This window comes from Cognatiluteimonas weifangensis, assembly GCF_003416885.1.
Classification (GTDB): Bacteria; Pseudomonadota; Gammaproteobacteria; order Xanthomonadales; family Xanthomonadaceae; genus Cognatiluteimonas; species Cognatiluteimonas weifangensis.
Map to the genome: position 1 here is coordinate 19269 of NZ_QVPD01000001.1, position 23828 is coordinate 43096.

A 23828-nucleotide genomic window follows, 5' to 3' on the forward strand; every position below is an offset into this window, starting at 1 on the left:
CGCCGGTCGTTACCCGGCACCGAACCCCTCCGCGGCGGCGGTCGCGCCCCTCATGGACAAGCGCCCCCTCATGGACATGCCCAACGTGCAATTGCCAATCGACGTCATCGCCATCCAGAGACTGCTGCCGCACCGCTATCCGTTCCTGCTGGTGGACCGGGTGGTCGAGTTCGAAGCCTACAAGCGCATCGTCGGCATCAAGAACGTGAGCGTCAACGAGCCGTTCTTCCCGGGCCATTTCCCCGGGCATCCGGTGATGCCGGGGGTGCTGGTGATCGAGGCGCTGGCGCAGGCCGGCGGCCTGCTGACCCAGCTTTCGCAGGGCACCGACGCCGACGGCAAGCTGTTCTACCTGGTCAAGATCGACAACGCCAAGTTCACCCGGATGGTGGTGCCCGGCGATCGCCTGGAGCTCGTGGTCGAGCTCAAGCGCAACATCCGCAACATGGCCCTGTACCACGGCAGCGCCCGGGTCGACGGCGAACAGGTCGCCTGCGCCGAGGTGCTGTGCGCGGAAGTGGCGGGCTGACATGGCCGGCAGCGCGCCCGGCATCCACGCCAGCGCCGTGATCGACCCGTCGGCGCGGCTCGGCGCCGGCGTCGCGGTCGGCGCGTTCAGCGTCATCGGCCCCGAAGTGGAAATCGGCGACGGCACCGTCGTCGGCGCCCACTGCAGCATCCACGGCCCGACCCGGATCGGCCGCGACAACCGCATCCACGGCCACGCCGCCATCGGCGGCGACCCGCAGGACAAGAAGTTCGGCGGCGAGCGCACCGAGCTGCTGATCGGCGACCGCAACGTGATCCGCGAATTCGCCACCATCAGCCGCGGCACCGGCAACGGCGGCGGCGTCACCCGCATCGGCGACGACAACTGGCTGCTGGCCTACGTCCACATCGCCCACGACTGCCGGGTCGGCAGCCACTGCGTGTTCTCCAACAACGCGACCCTCGCCGGGCACGTGGAGATCGGCGACCACGTGATCCTCAGCGGCTTCGTCGGCGTGCACCAGTTCTGCCGCATCGGCGCCCATGCCTTCGTCGGCATGGGCGCGTTCGTCAACGGCGACGTGCCGCCGTACGTGCTGGTCGCGCAGGAAGGCTACGGCCGCCCGCGCGGGGTCAATGCCGAAGGCCTGAAGCGCCGCGGCTTCGACGGCGAGCGCATCGCCGCGATCAAGCGCGCCTACCGCGCGCTGTACGTGTCCGGGGTGAAGCTGGACGAGGCCAAGCAACAACTCGCCGCCTTGGCGCGCGACAGCGACGACGTGCGCGCGCTGCTCGAGTTCATCGAGCGCGGCGAGCGGCCGTTGCTGCGGTGAGGCCCGGTCCGGTGCGCATCGCGCTGTGCGCCGGCGAGGCTTCCGGCGACCAGCTCGGCGCCGGCCTGGTCGCGGCGCTGCGCGCGCGCTGTCCCGGGGCGCAATTCGCCGGCATCGGCGGCGACGCGATGCGCGCGGCCGGGGTCGACACCTGGCACGACGCCGGCGAACTGGCGGTGATGGGACTGGCGGAAGTGCTGCGCCATCTGCCGCGCCTGCTGCGCCTGCGCCGCGAACTGCGCGAGCGGACGCTGGCGTGGCGGCCGGACGTGTTCGTCGGCATCGACGCCCCCGACTTCAACCTCGGCGTGGAGCGCTGGCTCAAGCGCCGCGGCGTGCGCACCGTGCACTACGTCAGTCCCTCGGTGTGGGCCTGGCGGGAATCGCGCGCCGAAAGGATCGGCCGCAGCGCCGACCGCGTCTTGTGCCTGTTCCCGATGGAGCCGGCGATCTACGCACGGCATGGCGTGGACGCGCGCTTCGTCGGCCATCCGCTGGCCGACGCGATCGCGCTGGAACCCGACCGCGCCGGCGTGCGCACCGCGCTCGGCGTCGCCTTCCACGACCCGGTGCTGGCGCTGCTGCCGGGCAGCCGGCTCGGGGAAATCGAGCGCATGCTGCCGCTGTTCCTGCAAGCCGCGGCGCTGATCGCGCGCGAGATCCCCGAGCTGCAACTCCTGCTGCCTGCCGCCAACGCCGCCTGTCGCGCGGCGATCCAGTCGCAGGTGTCCGCGGCCGCGTACCCACCCGCGCGCGTACGCATCCTCGACGGGCAGGCGCAGGCGGCGATGATTGCCGCCGACGTGGTGCTGCTGGCCTCGGGCACCGCCGCGCTGGAGGCGATGCTGTGCAAGCGGCCGATGGTGATCGGCCACCGCATCGCGCCGGCGAGCTACCGCATCGTCAAGACGCTGGGGCTGCTGAAGTCGCGCTTCGTCGGCCTGCCGAACGTGCTCGCCGGCGAGGAACTGGTGCCGGAACTGCTGCAGGACGCCTGCACCCCGCAGAATCTCGCCGCCGCGGTGCTGCAATGGTTTGCCCAGCCCGAGGCGGTGGCAGCGCTGCGGCCGCGGTTCCGCGCCCTCCACGAGAGCCTGCGCCGGGACGCGTCCGCGCACGCAGCCGCGGCGGTGCTGGAGCTGCCGGGCGACGCCGGGACGCGGCAGTCCGGCACGGCCGCCTTGCCGTAGCGCGGCGGGCGATTGCGCTGCGTCCCGCTCCGCGGCCACACTCGCGCCATGCACGCCGAGCCGCCCTCCCCGCCTGACGCTGTCCGTCCGCTGATCGCCGGGGTCGACGAGGCCGGACGCGGACCGCTGGCCGGGCCGGTGGTGGTCGCGGCGGTGGCGTTCGCGCCGGGGCGTACCCCGGTCAACGGCCTGGACGATTCCAAGCAGCTCAGCGCCGAGCGTCGCGAAGCGCTGTACCCGCGCATCGTGGCGCGTGCGCTGGCCTGGCGAATCGTGTTCGTGGAGGTCGAGGAGATCGACCGCGTCAACATCTTCCAGGCCACGCTGCTGGGCATGCGTCGCGCGCTGGACGGGCTGCTGTCCGCGCTCGAGGCCCCCGGGCCGCTGCTGGCGCGGATCGACGGCAACGTGGTGCCGCCCGGGCTGCCGTGCGCCGCCGAGGCCATCGTCGGCGGCGACGCCAGCGACCGCGCGATCATGGCCGCCTCGATCCTGGCCAAGGTCGCGCGCGACCGCCACATGCGCGCGCTGCACACGCGCTGGCCGGACTACGGCTTCGACGAGCACAAGGGCTATGCCACGCCGGCGCACCTGGACGCGCTCGCACGATTCGGGCCATGTCCGGCGCACCGCCGCAGCTTTGCCCCGGTGCGCGCGTGCCTGCAGGGTCCGGATCTGTTCGCTGAATGCCCGCCGCACGGCCTGCCGGCCTGAATCCCGGCCGAGGGTCACCCCGACTTTTGCCGCACGACAAACCCGCCGCAACGGCGCATGCTCGGCGCGTATCGATAGATCGACCGCGCCCGCCCTGGGGCGGTCGCCGGCGGACCCGCCGCACGCGGATCCGCACCGCCGGAACGGGTTCGCTGCCCGCTCCGCGCGCGGGCCCTGCTGGCCCGCGGGCCTCGCCGAGGCCCCGGATCGCGGTCGCGCACGCCGGCCGACGCGCACCGCTTCGCCGCCACCGGCCGGACCAGCGAGGTGTGCCATGCGCGCTGCCATCCCCACCGTCACCGAAGAACCGCTGCCGTTCGCCGGTTTCCCCGCGCCCGACGCGCAGGCGCCGCTGCCTCCGGGCCTGTCGCTGCGCCCGCAGGCGGTCGCCCGGTTCGACCGCCTGCTGCACGACATCCATCCCGCCGCGCCGCACGTGGACGCCCGGCGCGTGCACGACCTGTGCCTGTGGCTGGCCTCGCTGCCGCCCGCGGCCGCGCAGGACGTACTCGATCATCGCCTGCGCCGGCTGGAGGCGCTGCGCACGCTGCTGGCGGACGCCGACTGGGACGCCGACGCCGCGCTGCGCGCGCGGCTGCACCGCCTGCTGGCCTACATCGACCAGGACGACGACCTGATCCCGGACCACGAGCCCCTGATCGGCAAGCTCGACGACGTGCTGCTGATCGAACTGGCGTGGCCGGCGTTCGCCGCCGAAGCCGACGAGTACCGCGACTTCTGCGCCTACCGCGACGAGGCGCGGCCGCCGGGCGACGGCCCGGCGCGGCGCCGCGCCTGGATCCGCGATCGCCTGGCCGAGGTCGCGTTGTGGCGCCACCACCTGCACGTGAACCAGAGCCGTTACGCTGGCGACAACGCCCGCCCGCGCGCGCTGTTCCACATCTTCTGAGCGTGCCGCCGCGCCGCGGCGCGCGGCCGTCCGGGGTGTCAAGCCTTGTTCGCCCGCGGGGGCGAAGCTAGGCTGCTGGCACTCACTGCAGTCCTTCGTCGCCCTCCCGGGAAGGCATGTCCGCCCGCTTCGTCCACCTGCACCTGCACAGCGAATACTCGCTGCTCGACTCGACGATCCGCATCCCGGAACTCGTCGAGCGCTGCGTGGCGCTGGGGCAACCGGCGGTCGCGGTCACCGACCACAACAACCTGTTCGCGCTGGTCAAGTTCTACAAGGCCGCCGAGGCGAAAGGCGTCAAGCCGGTCGCCGGCGCCGACGTGCTGCTGGCCGAGGGCGACGAGCCGGCCACGCGCCTGACCCTGCTGTGCCGCGACCGCGACGGTTACCTGACGCTGTCGCGGCTGCTCACCCGCGCCTGGATGGAGGGCCAGCGCCACGACGGCGTGGTGCTGCGGCCGGACTGGCTGCGCGAGCACAACGCCGGGCTGTTCGCGCTGGCCGGCCGTCACAGCGAGGCCGGCCGGCTGGCCGCGGCCGGCAAGCACGAGCTGGCCGAGCAGTGGCTGGCCGACTGGCAGCGCCATACCGGCGAGCGCCTGCACCTGGAGCTGACCCGGACCGGGCGCGAGGGCGAGGAAGCCTTCAACGCCTTCGCCCTGGCGGCCGCCTCCGCGCGCGGCATCCCGGTGGTCGCCAGCAACGACGTGCGTTTTCTCGATGCCGCCGGCTTCCACGCCCACGAAGCGCGCGTGTGCATCTCCAGCGGACGCGTGCTCGACGACCCCAAACGCCCGCACGACTACAGCGCCGAACAGTTCCTCAAGCCCGCCGAGGCGATGGCCGCGCTGTTCGCCGACGTGCCCGACGCGCTCGACAACGCGCTGGCGCTGGCGACGCGCTGCAACCTGGAGCTGGCGCTGGGCACCTACTATCTGCCCGCGTTCCCGGTGCCGGACGACGAGACCCTGGACAGCTGGATCCACGGCCGCGCCCGCGAAGGCCTGCAGCGCCGGCTGCAGCGCCATCCGCTGGCCGCCGGCAAGACCCGCGCCGACTACGATGCGCGCCTGGCCGCGGAGCTGGAGGTCATCGTCAAGATGGGCTTCCCCGGCTACTTCCTGATCGTCGCCGACTTCATCAACTGGGCCAAGGACCACGACATCCCGGTCGGCCCCGGCCGCGGTTCCGGCGCCGGTTCGCTGGTGGCCTGGGCGCTGGGCATCACCGACCTCGACCCCCTGCCCTACGACCTGCTGTTCGAGCGCTTCCTCAACCCCGAGCGCGTGTCGATGCCGGACTTCGACATCGACTTCTGCATGGACCGCCGCGACGAGGTGATCGACTACGTCGCCGGCAAGTACGGCCGCGACCGCGTCAGCCAGATCATCACCTACGGCACCATGGCCGCCAAGGCGGTGGTGCGCGACACCGGGCGCGTGCTCGGCTTCCCTTACGGCTTCGTCGACGGCATCGCCAAGCTGGTGCCGATGACCCTGGGCATCAGCCTGGAAGACGCGCTCGGCCGCACCGAGAAGTCGCGCAACGACGAGGACTGGCGCTCCGACGAGCTGATCGCGCGCTACGCCGCCGAAGACGACGTCCGCGACCTGATCGACCTGGCGCTGCAGCTGGAGGACCTGACCCGCAACGCCGGCAAGCACGCCGGCGGCGTGGTGATCGCGCCGACGCCGCTGTCGGAGTTCTGCCCGCTGTTCGCCGAGCACGACGGCCACGGCGGCGGCCGCAACCCGGTGACCCAGTTCGACAAGGACGACGTGGAGGCGGTCGGCCTGGTCAAGTTCGACTTCCTCGGCCTGCGCACGCTGACGATCATCGACTGGGCGGTCAAGGCGATCAACCAGAAGCGGGCGCAGCCCGCACCGACTCCCTTCTCCCCGCCCCGCGGGGAGAAGATGCCCGAAGGGCAGATGAGGGGCGCTCCTGAAGACGCCCTACTCGACATCTCGGCAATCCCGCTGGACGACACGGCCACCTACGAACTGTTCGCCCGCGGCGACACCGTCGCCGTGTTCCAGTTCGAATCGCGCGGCATGCGCGAGCTGCTCAAGCGCGCGCAGCCGGACCGCTTCGAGGACCTGATCGCGCTGGTGTCGCTGTTCCGCCCCGGGCCGATGGCCCTGATCCCGGACTTCATCGAGCGCAAGCACGGTCGCGCCGAGGTGAAGTACCCGCATCCGCTGCTGGAACCGGTGCTGGCGCCGACCTACGGCGTGGTCGTGTACCAGGAACAGGTGATGCAGACCGCGCAGATCCTGGCCGGCTATTCGCTCGGTGGTGCCGACCTGCTGCGCCGGGCGATGGGCAAGAAGAAGGTCGAGGAAATGGCCAAGGAGCGCGCCAAGTTCGAGGCCGGCGCGCTCGAGCACCACGGCATTCCGGCGCGCGAGTCCGGCCCGATCTTCGACCTGCTGGAAAAGTTCGCCGGCTACGGCTTCAACAAGTCGCACGCCGCGGCCTACGCGCTGGTGTCCTACCAGACCGCGTGGCTGAAGGCGCACCACCCGGCCGAGTTCATGGCCGCGGTGCTGTCCAGCGACATGGACAACACCGACAAGGTGGTCGGCTTCCTCGACGAGGCGCGGGCGATGGGGCTGGCGGTGCTGCCGCCGGACGTCAACGCTTCGGACTACATGTTCGAGGCGATGCCTGCGTCCGTGTCCGGCCCGCCGGCCCCGGAGGCGGACCGGGCCTTACCGGCGCGGCCCGGATCCGCGCCCGTTGCGACCGCGACCGCCGGCGAGGCGGCGCAACCGGCGCCTGCCTGCACCGGGGTGATCCGCTACGGCCTGGGTGCGGTGAAAGGCGTCGGCCGCGGCGCCTGCGAGGCGATCGCCGCCGAGCGCGACCACGGCGGCACTTTCGTCGACCTGCTCGACTTCTGCCGGCGGGTGGATTCCACCAAGCTCAACAAGCGCGCGCTCGAGGCGCTGGTCAACGCCGGCGCGCTGGATGCGCTGGGCCGCAACCGCGCCTCGCTGATGCTGCAGCTGCCGGAAGTGCTGAAGGCCACCGAGCAGCTGGCGCGCGAGCGCGAAGCCGGCCAGGTGTCGTTGTTCGGCGGCCCCGCGGCGGCGCCGGAGCTGCGGCTCGAGCTGCCCGAGGCCGACGAATGGCCGCTGCTGCAACGCCTGCAGGGCGAGCGCGACACCCTCGGCCATTACCTCAGCGGGCATCCGCTGGATCCCTACCGCGCCGAGCTGCACGCGCTGCTCGGCCACCACCTGGGCGATCTCGACCGGTTGTGGAGCGAACGCCCCGAGGACGAGCGCCGCGGCTGGCGCCAGGAAGCCACGGTGGTGGTCGCCGGCCAGGTCGTGGGCCTGCGTCGGCGTGGCGACTCGCAGGCGTTCGTGCAACTGGAGGACGGCCACGGCCGGGTCGAGTGCGCGTTCTTCTCCGAGGCCTGGCACGAGTACGCGCCGCTGCTCACCCGCGACCGCATCCTGCTGGTCGAAGGCGGCCTGCGCGAGGACGAGTTCAGCGGCGGGTTTTCGCTGCGCGCGCGCCGCTGCTGGGACTACGCCCAGGTCTGCAGCCAGCACGCGCAGCGGCTGGCGGTGAAGCTGGACCTGCGCGAAGGCCAGGCATTGGGGCAATTCGCGCGCGCCCTGCAGGCGCATGCGGGCAGCACCCCGCTGCTGATCGAGGCGATCACCGGCACCGCGGTCGGGCGGCTGAGCATCAACGGCGGCCGGGGTGTGCGCGTGGACGCCGCCCTGCCCGGGCTGCTGCGCCGCCTGCCCGGCGTGCGCACGGTGCGGCTGGCGATCGCCAAGCCCTGGGCCTAGCCGGCAAAGCGGCACCCCTCACCCCGCTTCGCTGCGCGAAGCCGTCCCTCTCCCCGCAAGCGGGGAGAGGGTGCCCGCAGGGCGGATGCGGGGGACCGCTTTGCCGCGCAACCACCACCACCTGCCCCGCTCCGTGGGGCCCGGCCGGCGCTGGGCTAAACTGTGGCCTTTCCGCCACTCGCCCGCGCATGAACCCCAACTACCTCGATTTCGAGCAGCCGATCGCCGATCTGGAAGCCAAGATCCAGGAACTGCGCCATGCCAGCCACGCGCCCGCGGTCGACATCGATGCCGAGGTGCACGCGCTGGAGAACAAGCTGCGCCAGCGCACCGCGCACATCTTCCGCGACCTGACCCCGTGGCAGGTCTCGCAGCTCTCGCGGCATCCGGCCCGGCCTTACACCCTGGACTACCTGCGGGTGATCTGCGACGAGTTCCAGGAGCTGGCCGGCGACCGCGCCTACGCCGACGACGCCGCCATCGTCGGCGGCCTGGCCCGCATCGACGGCCGCAGCGTGGTGGTGATCGGCCACGAAAAGGGCCGCGACACCAAGGCCAAGCTCAAGCGCAACTTCGGCATGCCGCGGCCGGAGGGCTACCGCAAGGCGCTGCGGCTGATGAAGCTGGCCGAGCGCTTCGGGCTGCCGCTGCTGACCTTCATCGACACCATGGGCGCGTATCCGGGCATCGGCGCCGAGGAACGCGGCCAGTCCGAAGCGATCGCGCGCAACCTGCTGGAAATGGCCGAACTGCGCACCCCGATCATCTGCACCGTGATCGGCGAGGGCGGTTCCGGCGGCGCGCTGGCGATCGGCGTCGGCGACCGCACCCTGATGCTCGAATACAGCACCTACTCGGTGATCACCCCGGAAGGCTGCGCCTCGATCCTGTGGAAGACCGCGGACAAGGCCCGCGACGCGGCCGAGCAACTGGGCCTGACCGCCAGACGGCTGAAGGAACTGGGCCTGGTCGACAAGGTCGTACGCGAGCCGATCGGCGGCGCCCACCGCAACCCGATGCAGATGGCCAGGCGCCTGAAGGCCGTGCTGCTGAACGAGCTCGACGCGCTGCAGCAGCAGCCGCTGGACGAGCTGCTGCAACGCCGTTACCGGCGCCTGCGCGGCTACGGCGCCTACGAGGCGGCCTGAAGCGGGCCTGGCCGCAGCCGGAATCGCGCGGCGGATCGAAATCGGGCAAGGCATCCGGCGGCCAGGCCCGGGGCCGGGACGTGCCACCATGGCGGCATGCGCGACGCCCTGCTCCCCGACCTGCGGCCGCCCGCCGGGATCGACCCCGCGGCGAGCGGCATCCTGGTCGGCTTCAGCGGCGGGCTGGATTCGACGGTGCTGCTGCACCTGTTGGCCGCCGCGCCGCAGGTACGCACGCATGGCCTGCGCGCACTGCATGTCCACCACGGCCTGCAGGCCGACGCCGACGCCTGGGCCGCGCATTGCCGGGGAGTCTGCGCGGAGTTGGGAGTGCCGCTGCAGGTCGTCCACGTCGCCGTCGCGCGCGAGCATGGCGGCGGGCTCGAAGCGGCTGCGCGGGCGGCGCGCCACGCCGCCTTCGCCGCGGAGCTGCACGAGGGCGAAATCCTCGCCCTCGCCCACCATCGCGACGACCAGGCCGAAACCTTCCTGCTGCGCGCACTGCGCGCCTCCGGCCCCGACGGCCTGGCCGCGATGCGGCCGTGGCGCCGCCATGGCCGTGGCTGGCTGTGGCGGCCGCTGCTCGACCTGCCACGCAGCGAGCTGCTCGCGCATGCGCAACGCCAGGGCCTGCGCTGGATCGAGGACCCGGCCAACGCCGACCCCGCGCAGGACCGCAACTTCCTGCGCCACCAGGTGCTGCCGTTGCTGCAGCGGCGCTGGCCCCAGGCCGGCGCCGCCTTCGCCCGCAGCGCCGCACTGAGCGCCGCCGCCACCGACCTGCTCCAGGCGGAGGACGCGCGGGCGCTGGCCGCGGCCGCCACCGACGATCCGCACACCCTCGCCGTCGCCGCGCTGCTGGCGCTGCCGGTTGCGCGCCGCGCGCGGGTGCTGCGGCGCTGGATCGAGGCCTGCAGTTTGCCGCCGCTGCCGGCGAGCGGCATTGCCCGGATCGAGGCGGACCTGCTGCAGGCGGCGCCGGATGCTGAAGCCGCGTTCGCCTGGTCCAATGCCTGCGTCCGCCGCTGGCGCGGCCTGCTGCATGCAGGCAGGCGGCAGACGCCGTTGCCCGCCGGCTGGCACTGCCGCTGGGACGGCCGCGCGCCGCTGGCGCTGCCGGGCGGCGGCACACTGCAACTGGAAGGCAGCCACGGCTTCGATGCGCCGTTGACGGCGCACGCCCGCCGCGGCGGCGAACGCATCGTGCTGCCCGGCCGCCGGCACCACCACGCGCTCAAGCACGTGCTGCAGCAGGCCGGGATGCCGCCTTGGCGGCGCGAACGACTGCCGCTGCTGTCGAGCGCCGACGGCACGCTGCTGGCGGCCGGCGACCGCATCCTGTCCGCCGACTTCGCGCGCTGGCTGCACGACCGCGGCGCCCGCCTGCACTGGCGCCGCTAGCCGCGGCGCATTGACCGTCGACAGGCGCGGCCGCACACTGCGGCCATGGTCCGCAAGCCCGTTTCCGAACCCTCTCCGGTCGCCGATTTCGAGGCCTCGCTCGACGCGCTCGAGCAACTGGTCGAGAAGATGGAACACGGCGAGATGAGCCTGGAGGAATCGCTGGCCGCCTACGAGCGCGGCGTCGGCCTCTATCGCCGCTGCCAGAGCGCGCTGGAGCAGGCCGAACTGCGCGTGCGCCTGCTCAGCGACCCGGAAGACCCGGCCGGCGCCGAACCGTTCCCCGGCGCGCCGCCGTCCGCGGATGCCTGAGCCGGCGCCGCCCGACGCGCGCCTGGCGCAGTGGCGCGCGCGGGTCGAAGCCACCCTGGCCGCCGCCCTGCCCGCCGCCGACACGTCGCCGCAGCGCCTGCACGCGGCGATGCGCCATGCCGCGCTGGACGGCGGCAAACGCATGCGCCCGCTGCTGGTCTACGCCACCGGCAGCGCCTTCGGCTGCGATGCCGCGGCGCTGGACCACGCCGCCGCCGCGGTCGAACTGATCCACGCCTACTCGCTGGTGCACGACGACCTGCCGGCGATGGACGACGATGCCCTGCGCCGCGGCAAGCCGACCGTGCACGTCGCTTTCGGCGAGGCCACCGCGATCCTCGCCGGCGACGCGCTGCAGGCGCTGGCTTTCGAACTGCTGGCGCAGGCGCCGCTGCCGGCGCCGGCGCGCGTGGCGATGCTGCAGGAACTGGCCGTGGCCGCCGGCGCCCGCGGCATGTGCGGCGGCCAGGCGCTGGACATCGACGCCACCGGACAGTGGCAACGGGATCGGAGCGAAGTTTTGCCGGTGGCGACGATGGCGAATCATCGGGGCGAAATCCACTCCGACCCCGCTTCCGCCCTCGAACGTCTGCACGCGCTCAAGACCGGCGCGCTGCTGCGCGCGGCGGTGCGGCTGGGCGCACTCGCCGCGGGTGCGGACGCGTCCACGCGCGAGCGACTCGACCGCTTCGCCGACGCGCTCGGGCTCGCGTTCCAGATCCGCGACGACCTGCTCGACATCGAGGGCGACAGCGCCACCCTGGGCAAGACCGCCGGCAAGGACGCCGCCCAGGTCAAGGCCACCTTCCCGGCGCTGCTCGGCATCGACGCCTCGCGCGCACGGTTGCAGGCCTTGCGCGCAGCCATGGAGCAGGCGCTGACGCCGCTGGGCGAGCGCACCGAGGTGCTGGCGGCGCTGGGCCGCAAGGCGATCGACCGCGACCGTTGACGCGGGCCCGCGCGGGGCGACGCTTGACACCCGTGCGCGACGGGAATGATGCTCGCCGCGGGTGCCCGCGGCCCGCACCTGCACGGGGATGCATGCAATGGGCAAGGGCAAGCAGTGGCGCGAGCGCCTGGCGTCGCGGCTGGAAGCCGGGTTCGCCTGGCTCGGCTACACCTTCGTCAACCGCTGGGGCGCGTTCGAGCGCGGCTACCGGCGGCCGTTCGCGCGCGCGGCGCTGCGGCTGCGCTTCGCGTTCTATCCGCTGCTGGTGCTGGTGGCGCTGGGCTGGCTGGCGTGGGACTGGCATCACGAGCGCAACCTGGCGGCGGCCGAGAACGCGATCTTCGACCAGGCGATCAAGCTGCGGCCGTGGGAACCCGAACCGTCCGGGCGCGTGGTCGTGGTGGAAATCGACGACTGCTCGATCGAGTACTACCGCAGGCGCGGCGAAGGCGGCTGGCCCTGGAGCCGGCAACGCCACGCCGACCTGCTGGACGCGCTGGACCGCGCCGGCGCGCGCGCGGTCGGTTTCGACATTCTGTTCGTGGAGCCTTCCGCCCGGGACCCGATCGGCGATGCCACGCTGGAGGCGATGGCCGCCGGCGGGCAAGGCCGCTTCCTGTTCGGCGCCTCGCGCGTGCATGCGGACTTCGACGCCGCCCCCGGCGCGATTCCGGTGGCGCAGGCGCCGGGCGCATTCGCGACGACGGCGCCGGCGGCACGCCCCGGGCCGCGGATCGCGCTGCTGCTGCCCTACGGCGAGGCGATGGCGCGCAACAGCGCGCTGCTGGACGTGGCCCGCGATACCGACGGCGTGTTGCGCGACATCCCGCTGCGCAAACCCGTCGGCGACTGGGCGTTGCCGTCGCTGGCGCTGCGCCTGGCCGCGCACGCCGAAGGCCGACCGCTGGCGGCGTACCCGCCAGTGGTGCGGGCGAACTGGCGCGCGCACACGCGCCTGCCGGGCATCAGCGCGGCCGACCTGATCGAGGGCCGGCGCATCTGCCGCGCCGCCGCCGAGCCTGTGCCTGCGCTCGCCGACCGCGTGGTGCTGGTCGGCTACAACGCTTCCGGCCTCAACGACGCCAAGCCCACGCCGGTGGACCCGCTGATGCCCGGCGTGGAGATCCACGCCGAGGCGGTCGAGGCGCTGCTCGCGCACAACGCGATCTGGATGCCGCCGGCCGGCTTCAAGTACCTGCTTGCGGCGTTGCTGGTGCTGGTCAGCGGCCTGACCTTCTGGCGCGGCGAACCAGCCTGGGAGATCGACCAGGTGTTCGTCGCCGGCAACCTGACGCTGGTGGCGGTCGCCTTCGTCGGCCTGACCGCGTTCGGCGTGTTCTTCGACATCTTCGCCGCGCTCGGCTTCGTCAGCCTGTGCTTCGGACTGTGCCGGGTGTATGCCGCCACCCAGCGCGGGCGCGCGGTCGGCAACGACGACTACCGGCCGCAGTTCGATCCCGACCGCGACCGCTGGCTGGCGCTGGCGCGGCTGCGCTTCGTCCCGGACCCGGGCCTGGATCCGCGCGCGCTCGGCCGCCGCATCCGCGAATACCGGCGCCGCCTGCGCGGTTGGCTGTACCGCGGCACCGAGGCCACGGCGCTGGAGGGCGTGGTCGAATACAAGAGCTGGCTGTGGGAATCGCTGGTCGACGTCACCGTGCTGATGTGGGGCGGGCCCGACCGCGCCACCGTCGCCGCCACCGCGCAGCGCGAACTGCGGGCACTGCGCGAGCACCTGGCCGGGCACGATGAAGTGCTGCCGGACGACGGCAGCGTGCGCGTGGCCAGCCTGATCAGCGTGGCGGTCGCGCAGGACGAGCCGATCGCGCAGACTCGCGCGCGGGTGTGCTCGGTGCTCGGGCGGCTGCTCGCCAGCAGCGACGAGCGGGCGTTGTCGGCGCACGATGCCTTCGCCGCCGACGAGCGCGCGGACGGCAGCACCGACGCCACCCCGGCGGCGCCATCGCCCTCCGACTGAAAGCCGGCGGACCGCTGCGGCGCAGCTTGCAAGTGCCGGCGGGGGCAGGTTGAATCCACCGCATGTGGCCTCGCGACCGACGCAATTGCGTTGGAATCGTTCTGGCGGCCGCCGTAACAAGGCGCCCACCGCCTGCCCGTTGACCACACGCCCGGATGGAGCTCCCGATGCCTGCCCTCGCCGCCCGCCTCGCCATCGTGTTGATGTTGGGACTCGCGCTCGCCGCTCCGGCGTGGGCCGGCGCCACCTCGGCGGTGGTGCACAAGGCCGCGGTGCAGGTGCACGGCGCGCCCGATTTCAAGGCGCCGACGGTGGCCACGCTCGCGCGCGGGGCGAGCGTGACGGTCGCCGGGCAGCAGGGGATGTGGTTCCGGATCGCCCTGCCCGCGGGCCAGTCCGGCTATGTGCGCGTCAACGATGTGCGCATGGCGCCGGCCGGCACCGAAGGCGCCGCGGCCGACGTGCGCGCCCTGTTCACCGGCAAGGCCGGCAAGGGCCGCGTCACCGAAACCGCGGGCGTGCGCGGCCTGGACGAGAGCACGCTGCAGGCGGCCGGCTACGACGGCGCGCAGATGGCGCTGCTGCAGTCCTATCGCGCCGGCACGGACGCCGCCGCGGACTACGCGCGCGACCACGGCTGGACCGCGACCAGCGTCGCCTTCCCCGCCGAGGCGCGCCCGGGCGCACGCGGCGGCAGCACCCAGGCACGCAAGCGCGGCGGCATCTCGGCGGCACGCGGGCTGCTGTCGCAGATCGGCGGCGGCGCGTTCGGCGGACACGCGAACGAAGCGCTGGAGGTCGCCGACGCCGCCGCCGGCAAGTCCGAGGAGGAACTCTCGGCCGAGGAACTGGCGCTGGGGCCGGAGATCGCCGGCCGCATCCTCGGCGCCGCGCCGCTGCTGGAGGACGCCGACGCGCAGCGCCGGGTCAACCTGATCGGACGCTGGCTGGCCTCGCAGACCACCCGCCCGGAGCTGCCGTGGAGCTTCGGCGTGATCGACTCGGCCGAGGTCAACGCCTTCGCCGCCCCCGGCGGCTACGTGCTGGTCACCCGCGGCCTGTACGAACTGCTCGCCGACGATGCCGAGGTGGCCGCCGTACTCGGCCACGAGATCGGCCACGTGGTGCAGCGCGACCACTACAACGTGATCCGCAAGCAGGCGGTCACCGAGACCGGCGGCAATATCGTCGCCGGCCACGTCGACGTCGGCGGGAGTCTGGCCGCCAACATGGCCAAGGACTACGTGCGCCGCCACGGCGCCACGGTGATGCTGACCCGGCTCGACCGCGAGGCCGAGTTCCGCGCCGACGAGGCGGCGGAAATCTACCTGGCACGCGCGGGCGGCAACCCGCTGGCGCTGTACGCGGTGCTGCAGAAGATGGCCGCGCTGGGCACGCAGTCGGCCAGCCTGGCGCAGCTGTACAAGACCCACCCGGGACTGGACGACCGCCTCGACCGCTGCGACCGCCGCGGCCTGGCCGGCCTGCAGCGCTACACCCGGCGCGACTGACCCACGCCCGCGGCGCGCGGCCCGGGACGCGGCCGCACGGCCGGCGCCGGGCTCAGCCCAGCGGGCGCAGCGTCAGCGGATAGCGGTAGCGCTCGCCGTTCCAGGCCTTGACCGCGGCGAGGATGCTGCACACCAGCCACAGCACGGCGATCGCGGCCAGCGCCAGCGCCAGCAGCAACCCGGCCGGCGCGGTCAGCAGGATCCCCAGGCCCAGGGTCAGCACGGTGACGCCGACCAGGGCCACCGCGATCGCGGCCGCCGCGCAGGCGTAGATGAACATGCTGAGGTTGAAGTTGAAAGCCTCGCGCGCGTGCTCGGCCACGAACGGCGATGCCTCACGCTTGAGCAGCCAGACGCTGCCGGCGCCGAGCATGCCGGCCACGCCGGCGATCCAGCTGGTGCACAGCGCCAGCAGCAGCGCCGCCAGGTGCGCGCCCGCGGCCCAGTGCCGCTCGCTGGCGCTCGGGGAAACGGTGGACAGGGGTTGCGCGGTCGCATTCATCGTCGCCTCCCGCCGGAAACGTTCCGGCCTGCCCCCGATGATGGGGGCAGGCCGGCGCGGTGCAACCCGACCGACGGCGTCGCGCCGGTCGAGGGCGGGCTTACTTGATCAGGCGCACGTTGACCGGATAGCGGTAGGCGATGCCCTGGTTGGCCTTGATCGCGGCGATGATCACGAACACCAGCGCGCCGATGCCCACGATCAGCATGACCGGCACCGTCAGCAGCGCGCCGATGCCCAGGCTGAGAATGGTCAGGATCAGCAGGATCACGAAGATCGCAGTGACCATGATGTTGAAGTTCAGCGCCTCCTTGGCCTGGTCGGCGACGAAGGGCATGGTCTCCTTCTTCATCAGCCAGATCACCAGCGGGCCGATGAAGAAACCCCAGCCGCCGACGGCCGACGTCAGCAGGCCGCCCGCCAGCGCGGACAGGTGCGCGAACATGGCCCACTGCCGCTCCTCGGCAGGGATACCGCTCTCGGCGCCCGTCGGCGCCGGGTTGATGTCGTTCATCAGGTCTTGTCCCCTCTTGTCCGGCGCCCCCTCGGCGCCAGTGGCCAACTGTCGGGGGCCGTGGCCGCGCAGTCAAGCCGGCCGGAGCCGGGCCCTCAGTCCGCGCCGGCCACCGTCATCGCGCCGACCAGGATCGAGCCGGTGCGGATGTGGGAGCGCGGGTCGACGTCGCTGCCGACCGCCTCGATCGCGCCGAACATCGCCTTGAGGTTGCCGGCCACGGTGATACCGTCGACGGGATACGCGAGTTGCCCGTCCTCGACCATGAATCCGGCCGCACCGCGCGAATAATCGCCGGTGACCGCATTCACGCCCTGCCCCATCAGTTCGGTCACCAGCAGGCCGCGGCCCATGCCGCGCAGCAGATCCGCCAACGGGCCGGCGTTGGCGGCCACCTGCAGGTTGTGCACGCCGCCGGCGTTGGCGGTCGTCGCCAGGCCGAGCTTGCGCGCCGAGTAGCTGCCCAGCACGTAGCGCTGCAGCACGCCGTCGCGCACCAGCGGCGCCTGCCGCGTGGCCACGCCCTCGGCATCGAACGCGGCGGAGCGGAAACCGCGCATCAGGAACGGCAGTTCGTCGATCGCGAACCAGTCCGGGAACAGCCGCGTGCCCGCGGCATCGACCAGGAAGCTGGCCTTGCGGTACAGCGCCCCGCCCGAGACCGCGCCGACCAGGTGCCCGATGAGCGAGCGCGCGACCTCGGCCGCGAACAGCACCGGCATTTGCCCGGTGGCGAGCGAGCGCGGCTGCAGGCGCGCGGCGGTGCGCTCGGCGGCGCGGCGTCCGACCGCGACCGCCGCCTCCAGGTCGTCGGCCGCCAGCGCCGTCGTGTACCAGCCGTCGCGCTGCATCGCCTCGCCGTGGCCGGCGATCAACGCGCAGCCGATGGTGTGCTGGGTGCTGCGCTCGCGCCCGAGGAAGCCGTGCGAGTTGGCGTACACGCCCAGCGAGGCGCTGCTGCCGACCGAGGCGCCGTCGGAATTGGCGATCCGCGGGTGCTCGCGGCCCGCCGCCTCGCAGGTCAATGCCAGGTCAATCGCGCGGTCGGGCTCGAGCGCCCACGGATGCCAGGCATCGAATTCCGGAAAGCCGCCGGCCGGCGGCTGCGCCATCAGCGCGGCGTCGGCCAGGCCCGCGGCCGGATCGTCCTGGGTGTGGCGCGCGATCGCACAGGCCTGATCGACGGTGGCGTCGAGGCTGTCGACGCGCAGGTCGGCGGTGCTGGCACTGCCCTTGCGCCGGCCGAAATAGACGGTGACGGCGATGCCGCGGTCGCGGGTGGATTCCACCGTCTCCACCGCGCCCATGCGCACGTCCACGCTCAGCCCGCGCTCCTCGCTGCACTGGACCTCGGCCTGGCTGGCGCCGCGCGCGCGGCAGCGCTGCAGCAACTGTCGGGCGATCTCGGCGAGATGATCCAGGCGCGACGGGCTGTCGTCGGCGGCGACGGGGGCGACTGCGTTCAATGGCTTATCCTTCCTGCAATCCCATGTACGAGAGCCCGGCACGCCATGGCCGGGGGCCGACGATGACGCGAGGCCGCGACGACGAAACCGGGCAATTCCTCGCCCCCAGCCGCAGCGAGCAACGGCGCGCGGCGCTGGACGTGCTGGCGCTGGGCGAGAAGCTGGCGGCGCTGAGCGCGACGCAACTGGCCAGGCTGCCGATCCCCGACGCGCTGCTGCCGCACATCCGCGATGCCCAGCGCATCACCGCGCACGTCGCGCGCAAGCGGCAGCTGGCGTTCCTGGCCAAGCAGATGCGGCGCGAGGACGCCGCCACGCTGGACGCGATCCGCGACGCGCTGGACGCCGGCGGCGAGACCGCGCGGCGCGACACCGCCGCCCTGCACCGGGCGGAAGCCTGGCGCGAGCGCCTGCTCGCCGACGGCGACGCGGCGCTGGCGGAACTGCTCGTCGCGCATCCCGGCGCCGACCGCCAGCGCCTGCGGCAGCTCGTGCGCAACGTGGCCGAGGAACGCAACCGCAACAAGCCGCCGCACGCCTTCCGCGAACTGTTCCGGGAACTGCGCGAGTTGCTGGCGCAAGACGCCGCCGCATCCGGCAGGGATGCGGGTGCCAATGCGGGCGCGGCATCCGACGACGACTGACCCTGCTGTCGGGCCGGGCGCCGCGCAGGCCCCGCCTGTCGCGCCTGCCGTCGACAGACGATCCTGCGCGGCGCCCGGGATGACGGCCACCGGCTTCACGCCCGGGTGCCGCCGACGGTGATCTGTTCGATCAGCAGCGACGGCTGGCCGACGCCGACCGGCACGCTCTGCCCGTCCTTGCCGCATACGCCCACACCCTCGTCCAGCGCCAGGTCGTGGCCGACCATCTTCACCCGCTGCATGGTTTCCGGGCCGTTGCCGATCAGGGTCGCGCCCTTCACCGGCGCGGTGACCTTGCCGTCCTCGATCAGGTAGGCCTCGGTCGCCGAGAACACGTACTTGCCGCTGGTGATGTCGACCTGGCCGCCGCCGAAGTTGACCGCGTACAGGCCGCGCTTGACCGAGCGGATCATCTCTTCCGGGTCGTGCGTGCCGGCGCGCATGTAGGTGTTGGTCATGCGCGGCATCGGCAGGTGGGCGAAGGATTCGCGGCGGCCGTTGCCGGTCGGCGCCATGCCCATCAGCCGCGCGTTGAGCGTGTCCTGCATGTAGCCGACCAGCACGCCGTCCTCGATCAGCGTGGTGCACCGGCTCGGCGTGCCCTCGTCGTCGACGTTGAGCGAACCGCGGCGGCCGGCCAGGGTGCCGTCGTCGACGATAGTGACGCCGGGCGACGCCACGCGCTGGCCCAGGCGCCCGGCATAGGTCGAGGTGCCCTTGCGGTTGAAGTCGCCTTCCAGGCCGTGGCCGACCGCCTCGTGCAGCAGCACCCCGGGCCAGCCCGGGCCCAGCACCACCGGCATCGTCCCGGCCGGCGCATCGACCGCTTCCAGGTTCACCAGGGCCTGCCGCAAGGCCTCGCGCGCGAACTTCTCCGGCTTGCCGTCGGCGAACAGTTGCGCATAGCCGTAGCGGCCGCCGCCGCCGGCATAGCCGCTCTCGCGGCGCCCGCCCTGTTCGACGATCACCTGCACGTTGATCCGCACCAGCGGGCGCACGTCGGCGGCGAGCACGCCGTCGCTGCGCGCCACCAGCACCGTGTCGACGCCGCCGGACAGGCTGGCGACCACCTGGCGCACGCGCGGGTCGGCCGCGCGCAGCATGCGGTCCAGCGCGCGCAGCGCCTCGACCTTGTCCTCGTTGCCGAGGCCGTCGATCGGATCGAGCGCCGGATACAGCGCGCGGCCCTCGCCCGCCACCAGCGCGCGCGCGCCGTGCGCGGCGCCGTCGCGGGCGATGGCGCGCGCGGATCGCGCGGCCTCCAGCAGCGCCTGCGCGTTGATGTCGTCGGAATACGCGAAACCGGTCTTCTCGCCGGAGATCGCGCGCACGCCCACGCCCTGCTCGATCGAATGCGCGCCGTCCTTGACGATGCCGTCCTCCACCGTCCAGCTCTCGCGGCGCGCGTGCTGGAAATACAGGTCGCCGAAATCGATGCCCGGGCCCAGCAGGGTGCCGAAGGCGCGCTCCAGGCCGCCGCTGTCGAGTCCGGAAGGCAGCAACAGGCGGGATTCGGCGAGCTGCAGGGGAAGCGTCATGCGGCGGTCCGGAAGCGGAGGGATGAACCCGAAGGGATGAACAGGAGTTGCGGGCGGGCGGCGCGCGAATCAACCCGCCGGCGGCGGCGCGTGCACCGCCGTGACCCGCGACTGCGCGCCGTCGACGACCTCGACCCGGGGCTCCTTCCACGGCCCGGTGACGCGGTAGGTCTTCGCCGCCAGCTGTCCCAGCGGCTTGCGCAGCACCGCGTTGGCGGCGGCGCCGATCGCCGCGCCGACCGGTCCGCCGGCGATGGCGCCGACCGCGGTCAGCAGGTTGCCGGCGCGCGGCAGCACGTCGATGGTCTGGTCGAAGGTCTGCGCGCGCAGGTCGGCACTGCCGCGGATGCGGATCTGCGCGGCCGGCCCGTCGATCAGCAGATCGTCGCTGTGCGCCTTGCCGGCGTCGATGCGCAGGGTGCCGGCGAGCTTGTCGAAGGCGAACCCGCGGGCGAAGAAATCGCGGAAATCCAGCGTCAGCCGCCGCGGCAACTGGGCGATGCTGAGCAGGCCGAGCACGCGCCCGGCGCCGGGCTCGACCTCGGTCAGTTGGCCGTTGCGCGCATCCAGCGTGAGCGTGCCGTCGAGCGTGGCCAGGGCGAACGCCGCCGGGCTGCCGGGCCAGGCCGCGTCCAGCGACGCCCGCCCGTCGCCGCCGGTGAGCTGGCCGCCGTAGCCGAAGCCGCCGAGCAGGGCGCCGAAGTCGTCGCTGTCGATGGCCAGGTTCAGTTGCGTGCGCGCCGCCGCCCCGCGGCCGAGCCAGGTGCCCTGGATGTCGATCCGCTGCCGCCGCGCGCGCGTCTGCAACTGCGCGATGCGCATGCCCAGCGCCAGCGGCTGGGTGCGCAGCGTGGCGCTGCCCAGCGCGGCCTCGCCGACGCGCAGGTCGGCGATGTCGAACGCCAGCGGCGGCACCCGCGCCGGATCGATCGCGTCGGTGCCGGCCGGCGGCGCGGACGCGGGCAAGGCGCCACCGGCGGCGGCCGCGCCCGGCAGCGAGGCGCCGCGCCAGTGCACGCGGGCGAAGCGCCCGGCCACGGTGGCGTCGCTGGCGTCGGGAACCCGCAGGCTGCCCTCCAGCGCCGCGCCCTGCACCTGCACCGACAACCCCCCGGGTGCCGGCGCCAATTGCAGGCGGGTGTCGGGGAAGCTCGCGCCCAGCAGCGCCAGGCGGTCGGCGCGGACATCGATGCGCCGCAACGCCAGGCCCTGGCCGTCGCCTCGACCGGCGGCGCCGCCCTTGGCCACCGCGATCCACTCCAGCGCGTCCAGCTCGCCCGCGCGCCCGCCGACGACCAGGCCGGACGCGGGCGGCGCCTCGGCGACCGTGTCCTCGCCGAGCGCCACGCGCACGCCGGTCTGCGCGGCGCTGCGGGCGCGCAGCGCCATGCGCTTGCCCAGCGTCACCCGCACCTCGCCGCTGCCCACCGGCAACGCGGTCTCGATGCTGGCCGCCAGGGCTTCGCCCGCGGGCTTGCGCAAGGGCGCCGGCAGCGACAACGCCGTGCCGATCAGGCTGGAGCGCAACTGCAGCCGCGCCGGCGCCGGTGCCGTCGACGACGCCGCGCGCGGGATCGCAACCGCGGCGGTCCAGGCCGAGCGGCCAGCGACGTACGGTTGCAGCCAGACCAGTTCCGGCACCCGCTGCAGCAGTCGCTGCGCCGGCAGGCTGGCGTCCAGTTCGGCCTCGAACGCCTGGCGGCGGTCGCGGGTGCCGTCGCCGGCACGCAGCGACAGCCGTCCGGGCTGGCCGTCGTGGCGCACCGCCAGGCGCTCGGCGACAAACCCACCGCGCCCGTAGGTGGCGCGGCCGCGGACGTCCTCGAACGCCAGCTTCCAGCGCTTCTCCGCCAGCTTCGCCCCGGCCAGCGCGACCGTGCCGCCCAGCCGGATCTTGCGGCTGGCGTCGTGCAGCGGCAGGTCCAGGTCGAAGGTGACCGCGGCCAGGCCGCTGGCGCTGAGGTTGTCGAGCGTGGACCCGTAATCCTGCTGCAGCGGGCTGCGGCGCAGCAGGCCGAGCAGTTTCGCGGCATCGCCGCCGCCCTGCGCCCGCACCGTCAGCGCGGCCGCGCCGAAACGTTCGATGCCGGCATCGAAGCGGCGGATGCCCACGCCGGCCAGCACGCCCTGGCCGCCGACACTGAAGCCATCGGCGATGAAGGCCAGGTCGGCATCGACATGCTCGGCGGCCGGCCAGTCGGGCTGGAATTTCAGCGTGGCCTCGCGCAGCCGCGCGCGGGCCTCGAAGCGGCCGTTACGGTCGCGGAACGGCCAGTCGTCGAGGTCGCCGGACACCAGCGCGCGCCCGTCCTCGAGCCGCCCGCCGACCAGCGCCGCGTCCAGCCACTGCACCACCGCCGGCGGCATCAGGTGGTGGATCCAGAACCCCTTGGCCGCGGTCACGGCGGTGGGCTGCAGTTGCGCGGCCAGATCGATCCACGGCCGCGTGCCGTCGCCCTGGAACCACAAGCCCCCGCGCACGTCGGCACCGAAATCGCTGCCGCGCACACGCAGCCCCGGCGTGGCCAGGCGCCAGCCGGCGCCCTCGCGCCAGCCGACCAGGGTGCCGGCGAGGCGCGCGGGATGGACCGTGCCGAAACCGCGCGGCCAGTCGAAGCGGAACGGCGCCGCGGGATCGAGCTGGAAGGCGAAACCGTCGTCGTCGCCCTGCAGGGTCCCGCCGAGGCCGGCGAGCCCGGGCGCATCGCCGACCGGGGCGAAGCCCAGCCCGTCGATGCGGCCGCTGGCGCGCAGGCGGCCGTCGCGCGCGGCCGCGAACACCAGCTCGCTGGCCCGGGCTTGCGGTTTGGCGGCGACGATCCATTGCCGCAGCCCCGGCGCCATGCGGTCGCTCAGTGCCGCCACCGCCAGCAACGGGCCGACATCGATGCGTTGCGCCAGCAGCGCGCGGCGCTCGCCGCCGGCCAGCAGCAGCCCGTCCAGCGTCTGCGCCGCGGCGCCGGCGCCGATCCGCAGGTGCGGCGCATCCAGGCGCCAGCCATCGGCAAGGGCACGCCAGCGCGCACGCAGCTGCAGGCGCTGGAAGCGGGCGCGCGGCACCTCGCCGGTGGCCAGCGGTGCGCCGCGCAGCGCGACCGCGTCCAGCGCGGCATCCACCGTCAGCGCGGCGACGCGGTGGTTGCGCAGCTGCGCCCACACTTCGCCGCGACCGCGACCGCCCTCGACCGCGACGCCAGCCAGATGCAGCAGCGGCGCCCATACCGCCAGCTCGGCCTGCCGGGCCGCGGCATGGGCGCGACCGTCGCCGCGCACGCGATCGAAATCGAACACCGCCTGCAGCGGCGAGCGGCCTGGTTGCATCCAGGCGCGCGCGCCGGCGCGCACCCGGTCGCCGTCCACGCGCAGGCGTACGTCGACCCGCGGCAGCCGCGCATCGATCCCCAGCGCCGGCGCGATCACCGCCAGCTTGCCGCCGACCACCTGCAATTCGCCCAGGCCTTCCAGCGCCGCGAACGGATCGCCGCCGGCCTGCTGCTGTCCCGGCAGGCCGCGCACCTGCCAGCGGCCGTCGTCGCCGCGCTCCAGGGTCAGGTCCAGGCCGCGCAGCCGCAGCTCGGTGAACGAGCGCCCCGGCAGCAGCCCGGCATATTGCGACACCAGCATTTCGGCGTCGCCGATGCTGAACGCCGTGGCGCCCGCGCCCACGCGCAGACCGTCCAGCCGCAGCAGCGGCCCGCGCCGGGTCCATTGCGTCTCGACCCTGTCGAAGGCCACCGGGCGCCCGGCGCGCTCGCTCAGCCAGGCGGCGATGCGCTCGGGGTGGCGCTCGGCCAGCGGCAACAGCTGGCTGGCCACGCCGGCGATCAGCGCCATCGCCACCAGCGCGATCGCCGCGGCATACCACAGCCCGCGTCGCGCCAGCCGCAGCCGCCGGTGCCACGATGCGGTCACCGCCG

The 23828-nt window shown here is 73.6% G+C and carries 18 protein-coding genes; 13 read left to right on the forward strand and 5 right to left on the reverse strand.

The window, feature by feature from the left end:
* Window positions 1–52: 52 nt before the first annotated feature.
* The 12 genes from fabZ (at window position 53) to D0Y53_RS00140 (ending at window position 15247) form a co-directional block, all read left to right on the forward strand.
* Window positions 53–529, forward strand: coding sequence for a 3-hydroxyacyl-ACP dehydratase FabZ (gene fabZ / locus D0Y53_RS00085; protein WP_386724348.1), 477 nt, complete (start codon window positions 53–55; stop codon window positions 527–529).
* Between the two features lies 1 nt (window position 530).
* Complete coding sequence (gene lpxA, locus D0Y53_RS00090) at window positions 531–1322, forward strand: acyl-ACP--UDP-N-acetylglucosamine O-acyltransferase (RefSeq protein WP_117201087.1); 792 nt, start codon at window positions 531–533, stop codon at window positions 1320–1322.
* Window positions 1319–2512, forward strand: coding sequence for a lipid-A-disaccharide synthase (gene lpxB, locus D0Y53_RS00095; RefSeq protein WP_117201088.1), 1194 nt, complete (start codon window positions 1319–1321; stop codon window positions 2510–2512). The genes lpxA and lpxB overlap by 4 nt, the downstream gene beginning before the upstream one ends.
* A gap of 48 nt (window positions 2513–2560) precedes the next feature.
* On the forward strand, window positions 2561–3226 hold the full coding sequence (locus D0Y53_RS00100; protein ID WP_117201089.1) for a ribonuclease HII: 666 nt from the start codon (window positions 2561–2563) through the stop codon (window positions 3224–3226).
* Between the two features lie 274 nt (window positions 3227–3500).
* On the forward strand, window positions 3501–4136 hold the full coding sequence (locus D0Y53_RS00105) for a hypothetical protein (protein WP_117201090.1): 636 nt from the start codon (window positions 3501–3503) through the stop codon (window positions 4134–4136).
* A gap of 116 nt (window positions 4137–4252) precedes the next feature.
* Entirely contained in the window at window positions 4253–7948 is a 3696-nt protein-coding gene (gene dnaE, locus D0Y53_RS00110; RefSeq protein ID WP_117201091.1) for a DNA polymerase III subunit alpha, read from the forward strand.
* A gap of 188 nt (window positions 7949–8136) precedes the next feature.
* Complete coding sequence (locus D0Y53_RS00115) at window positions 8137–9096, forward strand: acetyl-CoA carboxylase carboxyltransferase subunit alpha (protein WP_117201092.1); 960 nt, start codon at window positions 8137–8139, stop codon at window positions 9094–9096.
* 96 nt (window positions 9097–9192) lie between these two features.
* Entirely contained in the window at window positions 9193–10497 is a 1305-nt protein-coding gene (gene tilS, locus D0Y53_RS00120; protein ID WP_117201093.1) for a tRNA lysidine(34) synthetase TilS, read from the forward strand.
* Between the two features lie 45 nt (window positions 10498–10542).
* Complete coding sequence (locus tag D0Y53_RS00125; RefSeq protein ID WP_117201094.1) at window positions 10543–10809, forward strand: exodeoxyribonuclease VII small subunit; 267 nt, start codon at window positions 10543–10545, stop codon at window positions 10807–10809.
* The gene (locus D0Y53_RS00130) at window positions 10802–11758 is read left to right on the forward strand and encodes a polyprenyl synthetase family protein (protein ID WP_117201095.1); all 957 of its coding nucleotides are present in this window, start codon (window positions 10802–10804) and stop codon (window positions 11756–11758) included. Before D0Y53_RS00125 ends, D0Y53_RS00130 begins: the two co-directional genes overlap by 8 nt.
* A gap of 97 nt (window positions 11759–11855) precedes the next feature.
* Window positions 11856–13736, forward strand: coding sequence for a CHASE2 domain-containing protein (locus tag D0Y53_RS00135; protein WP_158550538.1), 1881 nt, complete (start codon window positions 11856–11858; stop codon window positions 13734–13736).
* Window positions 13737–13903: 167 nt separating this feature from the next.
* Window positions 13904–15247, forward strand: coding sequence for a M48 family metalloprotease (locus tag D0Y53_RS00140; RefSeq protein ID WP_158550539.1), 1344 nt, complete (start codon window positions 13904–13906; stop codon window positions 15245–15247).
* Window positions 15248–15299: 52 nt separating this feature from the next.
* On the opposite strand, the gene D0Y53_RS00145 is transcribed toward D0Y53_RS00140, so the two are convergent.
* The 3 genes from D0Y53_RS00145 to pmbA form a co-directional block, all read right to left on the reverse strand.
* Complete coding sequence (locus tag D0Y53_RS00145; protein ID WP_117201098.1) at window positions 15300–15749, reverse strand: DUF4870 domain-containing protein; 450 nt, start codon at window positions 15747–15749, stop codon at window positions 15300–15302.
* Between the two features lie 100 nt (window positions 15750–15849).
* Window positions 15850–16194 (reverse strand): DUF4870 domain-containing protein, encoded by a 345-nt coding sequence (locus D0Y53_RS00150; RefSeq protein ID WP_199491984.1) that lies wholly within the window; start codon window positions 16192–16194, stop codon window positions 15850–15852.
* A 164-nt stretch (window positions 16195–16358) separates the two neighbouring features.
* On the reverse strand, window positions 16359–17729 hold the full coding sequence (gene pmbA, locus D0Y53_RS00155) for a metalloprotease PmbA (protein ID WP_117201100.1): 1371 nt from the start codon (window positions 17727–17729) through the stop codon (window positions 16359–16361).
* Window positions 17730–17791: 62 nt separating this feature from the next.
* Between pmbA and yjgA the strand changes: the two genes are divergently transcribed.
* Window positions 17792–18373: a ribosome biogenesis factor YjgA gene (gene yjgA / locus D0Y53_RS00160; RefSeq protein WP_117201101.1), complete on the forward strand. Its 582-nt coding sequence runs from the start codon at window positions 17792–17794 to the stop codon at window positions 18371–18373.
* 95 nt (window positions 18374–18468) lie between these two features.
* Here yjgA and tldD read toward each other — a convergent pair whose 3' ends face one another.
* Together tldD and D0Y53_RS00170 are read right to left on the reverse strand one after the other, a co-directional pair.
* Window positions 18469–19911, reverse strand: a complete 1443-nt coding sequence (gene tldD / locus D0Y53_RS00165) for a metalloprotease TldD (protein ID WP_117201102.1) — start codon at window positions 19909–19911, stop codon at window positions 18469–18471.
* A gap of 69 nt (window positions 19912–19980) precedes the next feature.
* A complete protein-coding gene (locus tag D0Y53_RS00170) occupies window positions 19981–23823 on the reverse strand; it encodes a YhdP family protein (protein WP_233511568.1) in 3843 nt (1280 codons plus the stop codon).
* Window positions 23824–23828 lie beyond the last annotated feature (5 nt).

What these genes read in the sequence shown, in the direction of transcription:
- fabZ (WP_386724348.1), top strand. Translation starts at nt 53, where the DNA reads ATGGACAAGCGCCCCCTCATGGACATGCCCAACGTGCAATTGCCAATC.
- lpxA (WP_117201087.1), top strand. Translation starts at nt 531, where the DNA reads ATGGCCGGCAGCGCGCCCGGCATCCACGCCAGCGCCGTGATCGACCCG.
- D0Y53_RS00100 (WP_117201089.1), top strand. Translation starts at nt 2,561, where the DNA reads ATGCACGCCGAGCCGCCCTCCCCGCCTGACGCTGTCCGTCCGCTGATC.
- D0Y53_RS00105 (WP_117201090.1), top strand. Translation starts at nt 3,501, where the DNA reads ATGCGCGCTGCCATCCCCACCGTCACCGAAGAACCGCTGCCGTTCGCC.
- dnaE (WP_117201091.1), top strand. Translation starts at nt 4,253, where the DNA reads ATGTCCGCCCGCTTCGTCCACCTGCACCTGCACAGCGAATACTCGCTG.
- D0Y53_RS00115 (WP_117201092.1), top strand. Translation starts at nt 8,137, where the DNA reads ATGAACCCCAACTACCTCGATTTCGAGCAGCCGATCGCCGATCTGGAA.
- tilS (WP_117201093.1), top strand. Translation starts at nt 9,193, where the DNA reads ATGCGCGACGCCCTGCTCCCCGACCTGCGGCCGCCCGCCGGGATCGAC.
- D0Y53_RS00125 (WP_117201094.1), top strand. Translation starts at nt 10,543, where the DNA reads ATGGTCCGCAAGCCCGTTTCCGAACCCTCTCCGGTCGCCGATTTCGAG.
- D0Y53_RS00130 (WP_117201095.1), top strand. Translation starts at nt 10,802, where the DNA reads ATGCCTGAGCCGGCGCCGCCCGACGCGCGCCTGGCGCAGTGGCGCGCG.
- D0Y53_RS00135 (WP_158550538.1), top strand. Translation starts at nt 11,856, where the DNA reads ATGGGCAAGGGCAAGCAGTGGCGCGAGCGCCTGGCGTCGCGGCTGGAA.
- D0Y53_RS00140 (WP_158550539.1), top strand. Translation starts at nt 13,904, where the DNA reads ATGCCTGCCCTCGCCGCCCGCCTCGCCATCGTGTTGATGTTGGGACTC.
- D0Y53_RS00145 (WP_117201098.1), bottom strand. Translation starts at nt 15,749, where the DNA reads ATGAATGCGACCGCGCAACCCCTGTCCACCGTTTCCCCGAGCGCCAGC.
- D0Y53_RS00150 (WP_199491984.1), bottom strand. Translation starts at nt 16,194, where the DNA reads ATGTTCGCGCACCTGTCCGCGCTGGCGGGCGGCCTGCTGACGTCGGCC.
- yjgA (WP_117201101.1), top strand. Translation starts at nt 17,792, where the DNA reads ATGACGCGAGGCCGCGACGACGAAACCGGGCAATTCCTCGCCCCCAGC.
- tldD (WP_117201102.1), bottom strand. Translation starts at nt 19,911, where the DNA reads ATGACGCTTCCCCTGCAGCTCGCCGAATCCCGCCTGTTGCTGCCTTCC.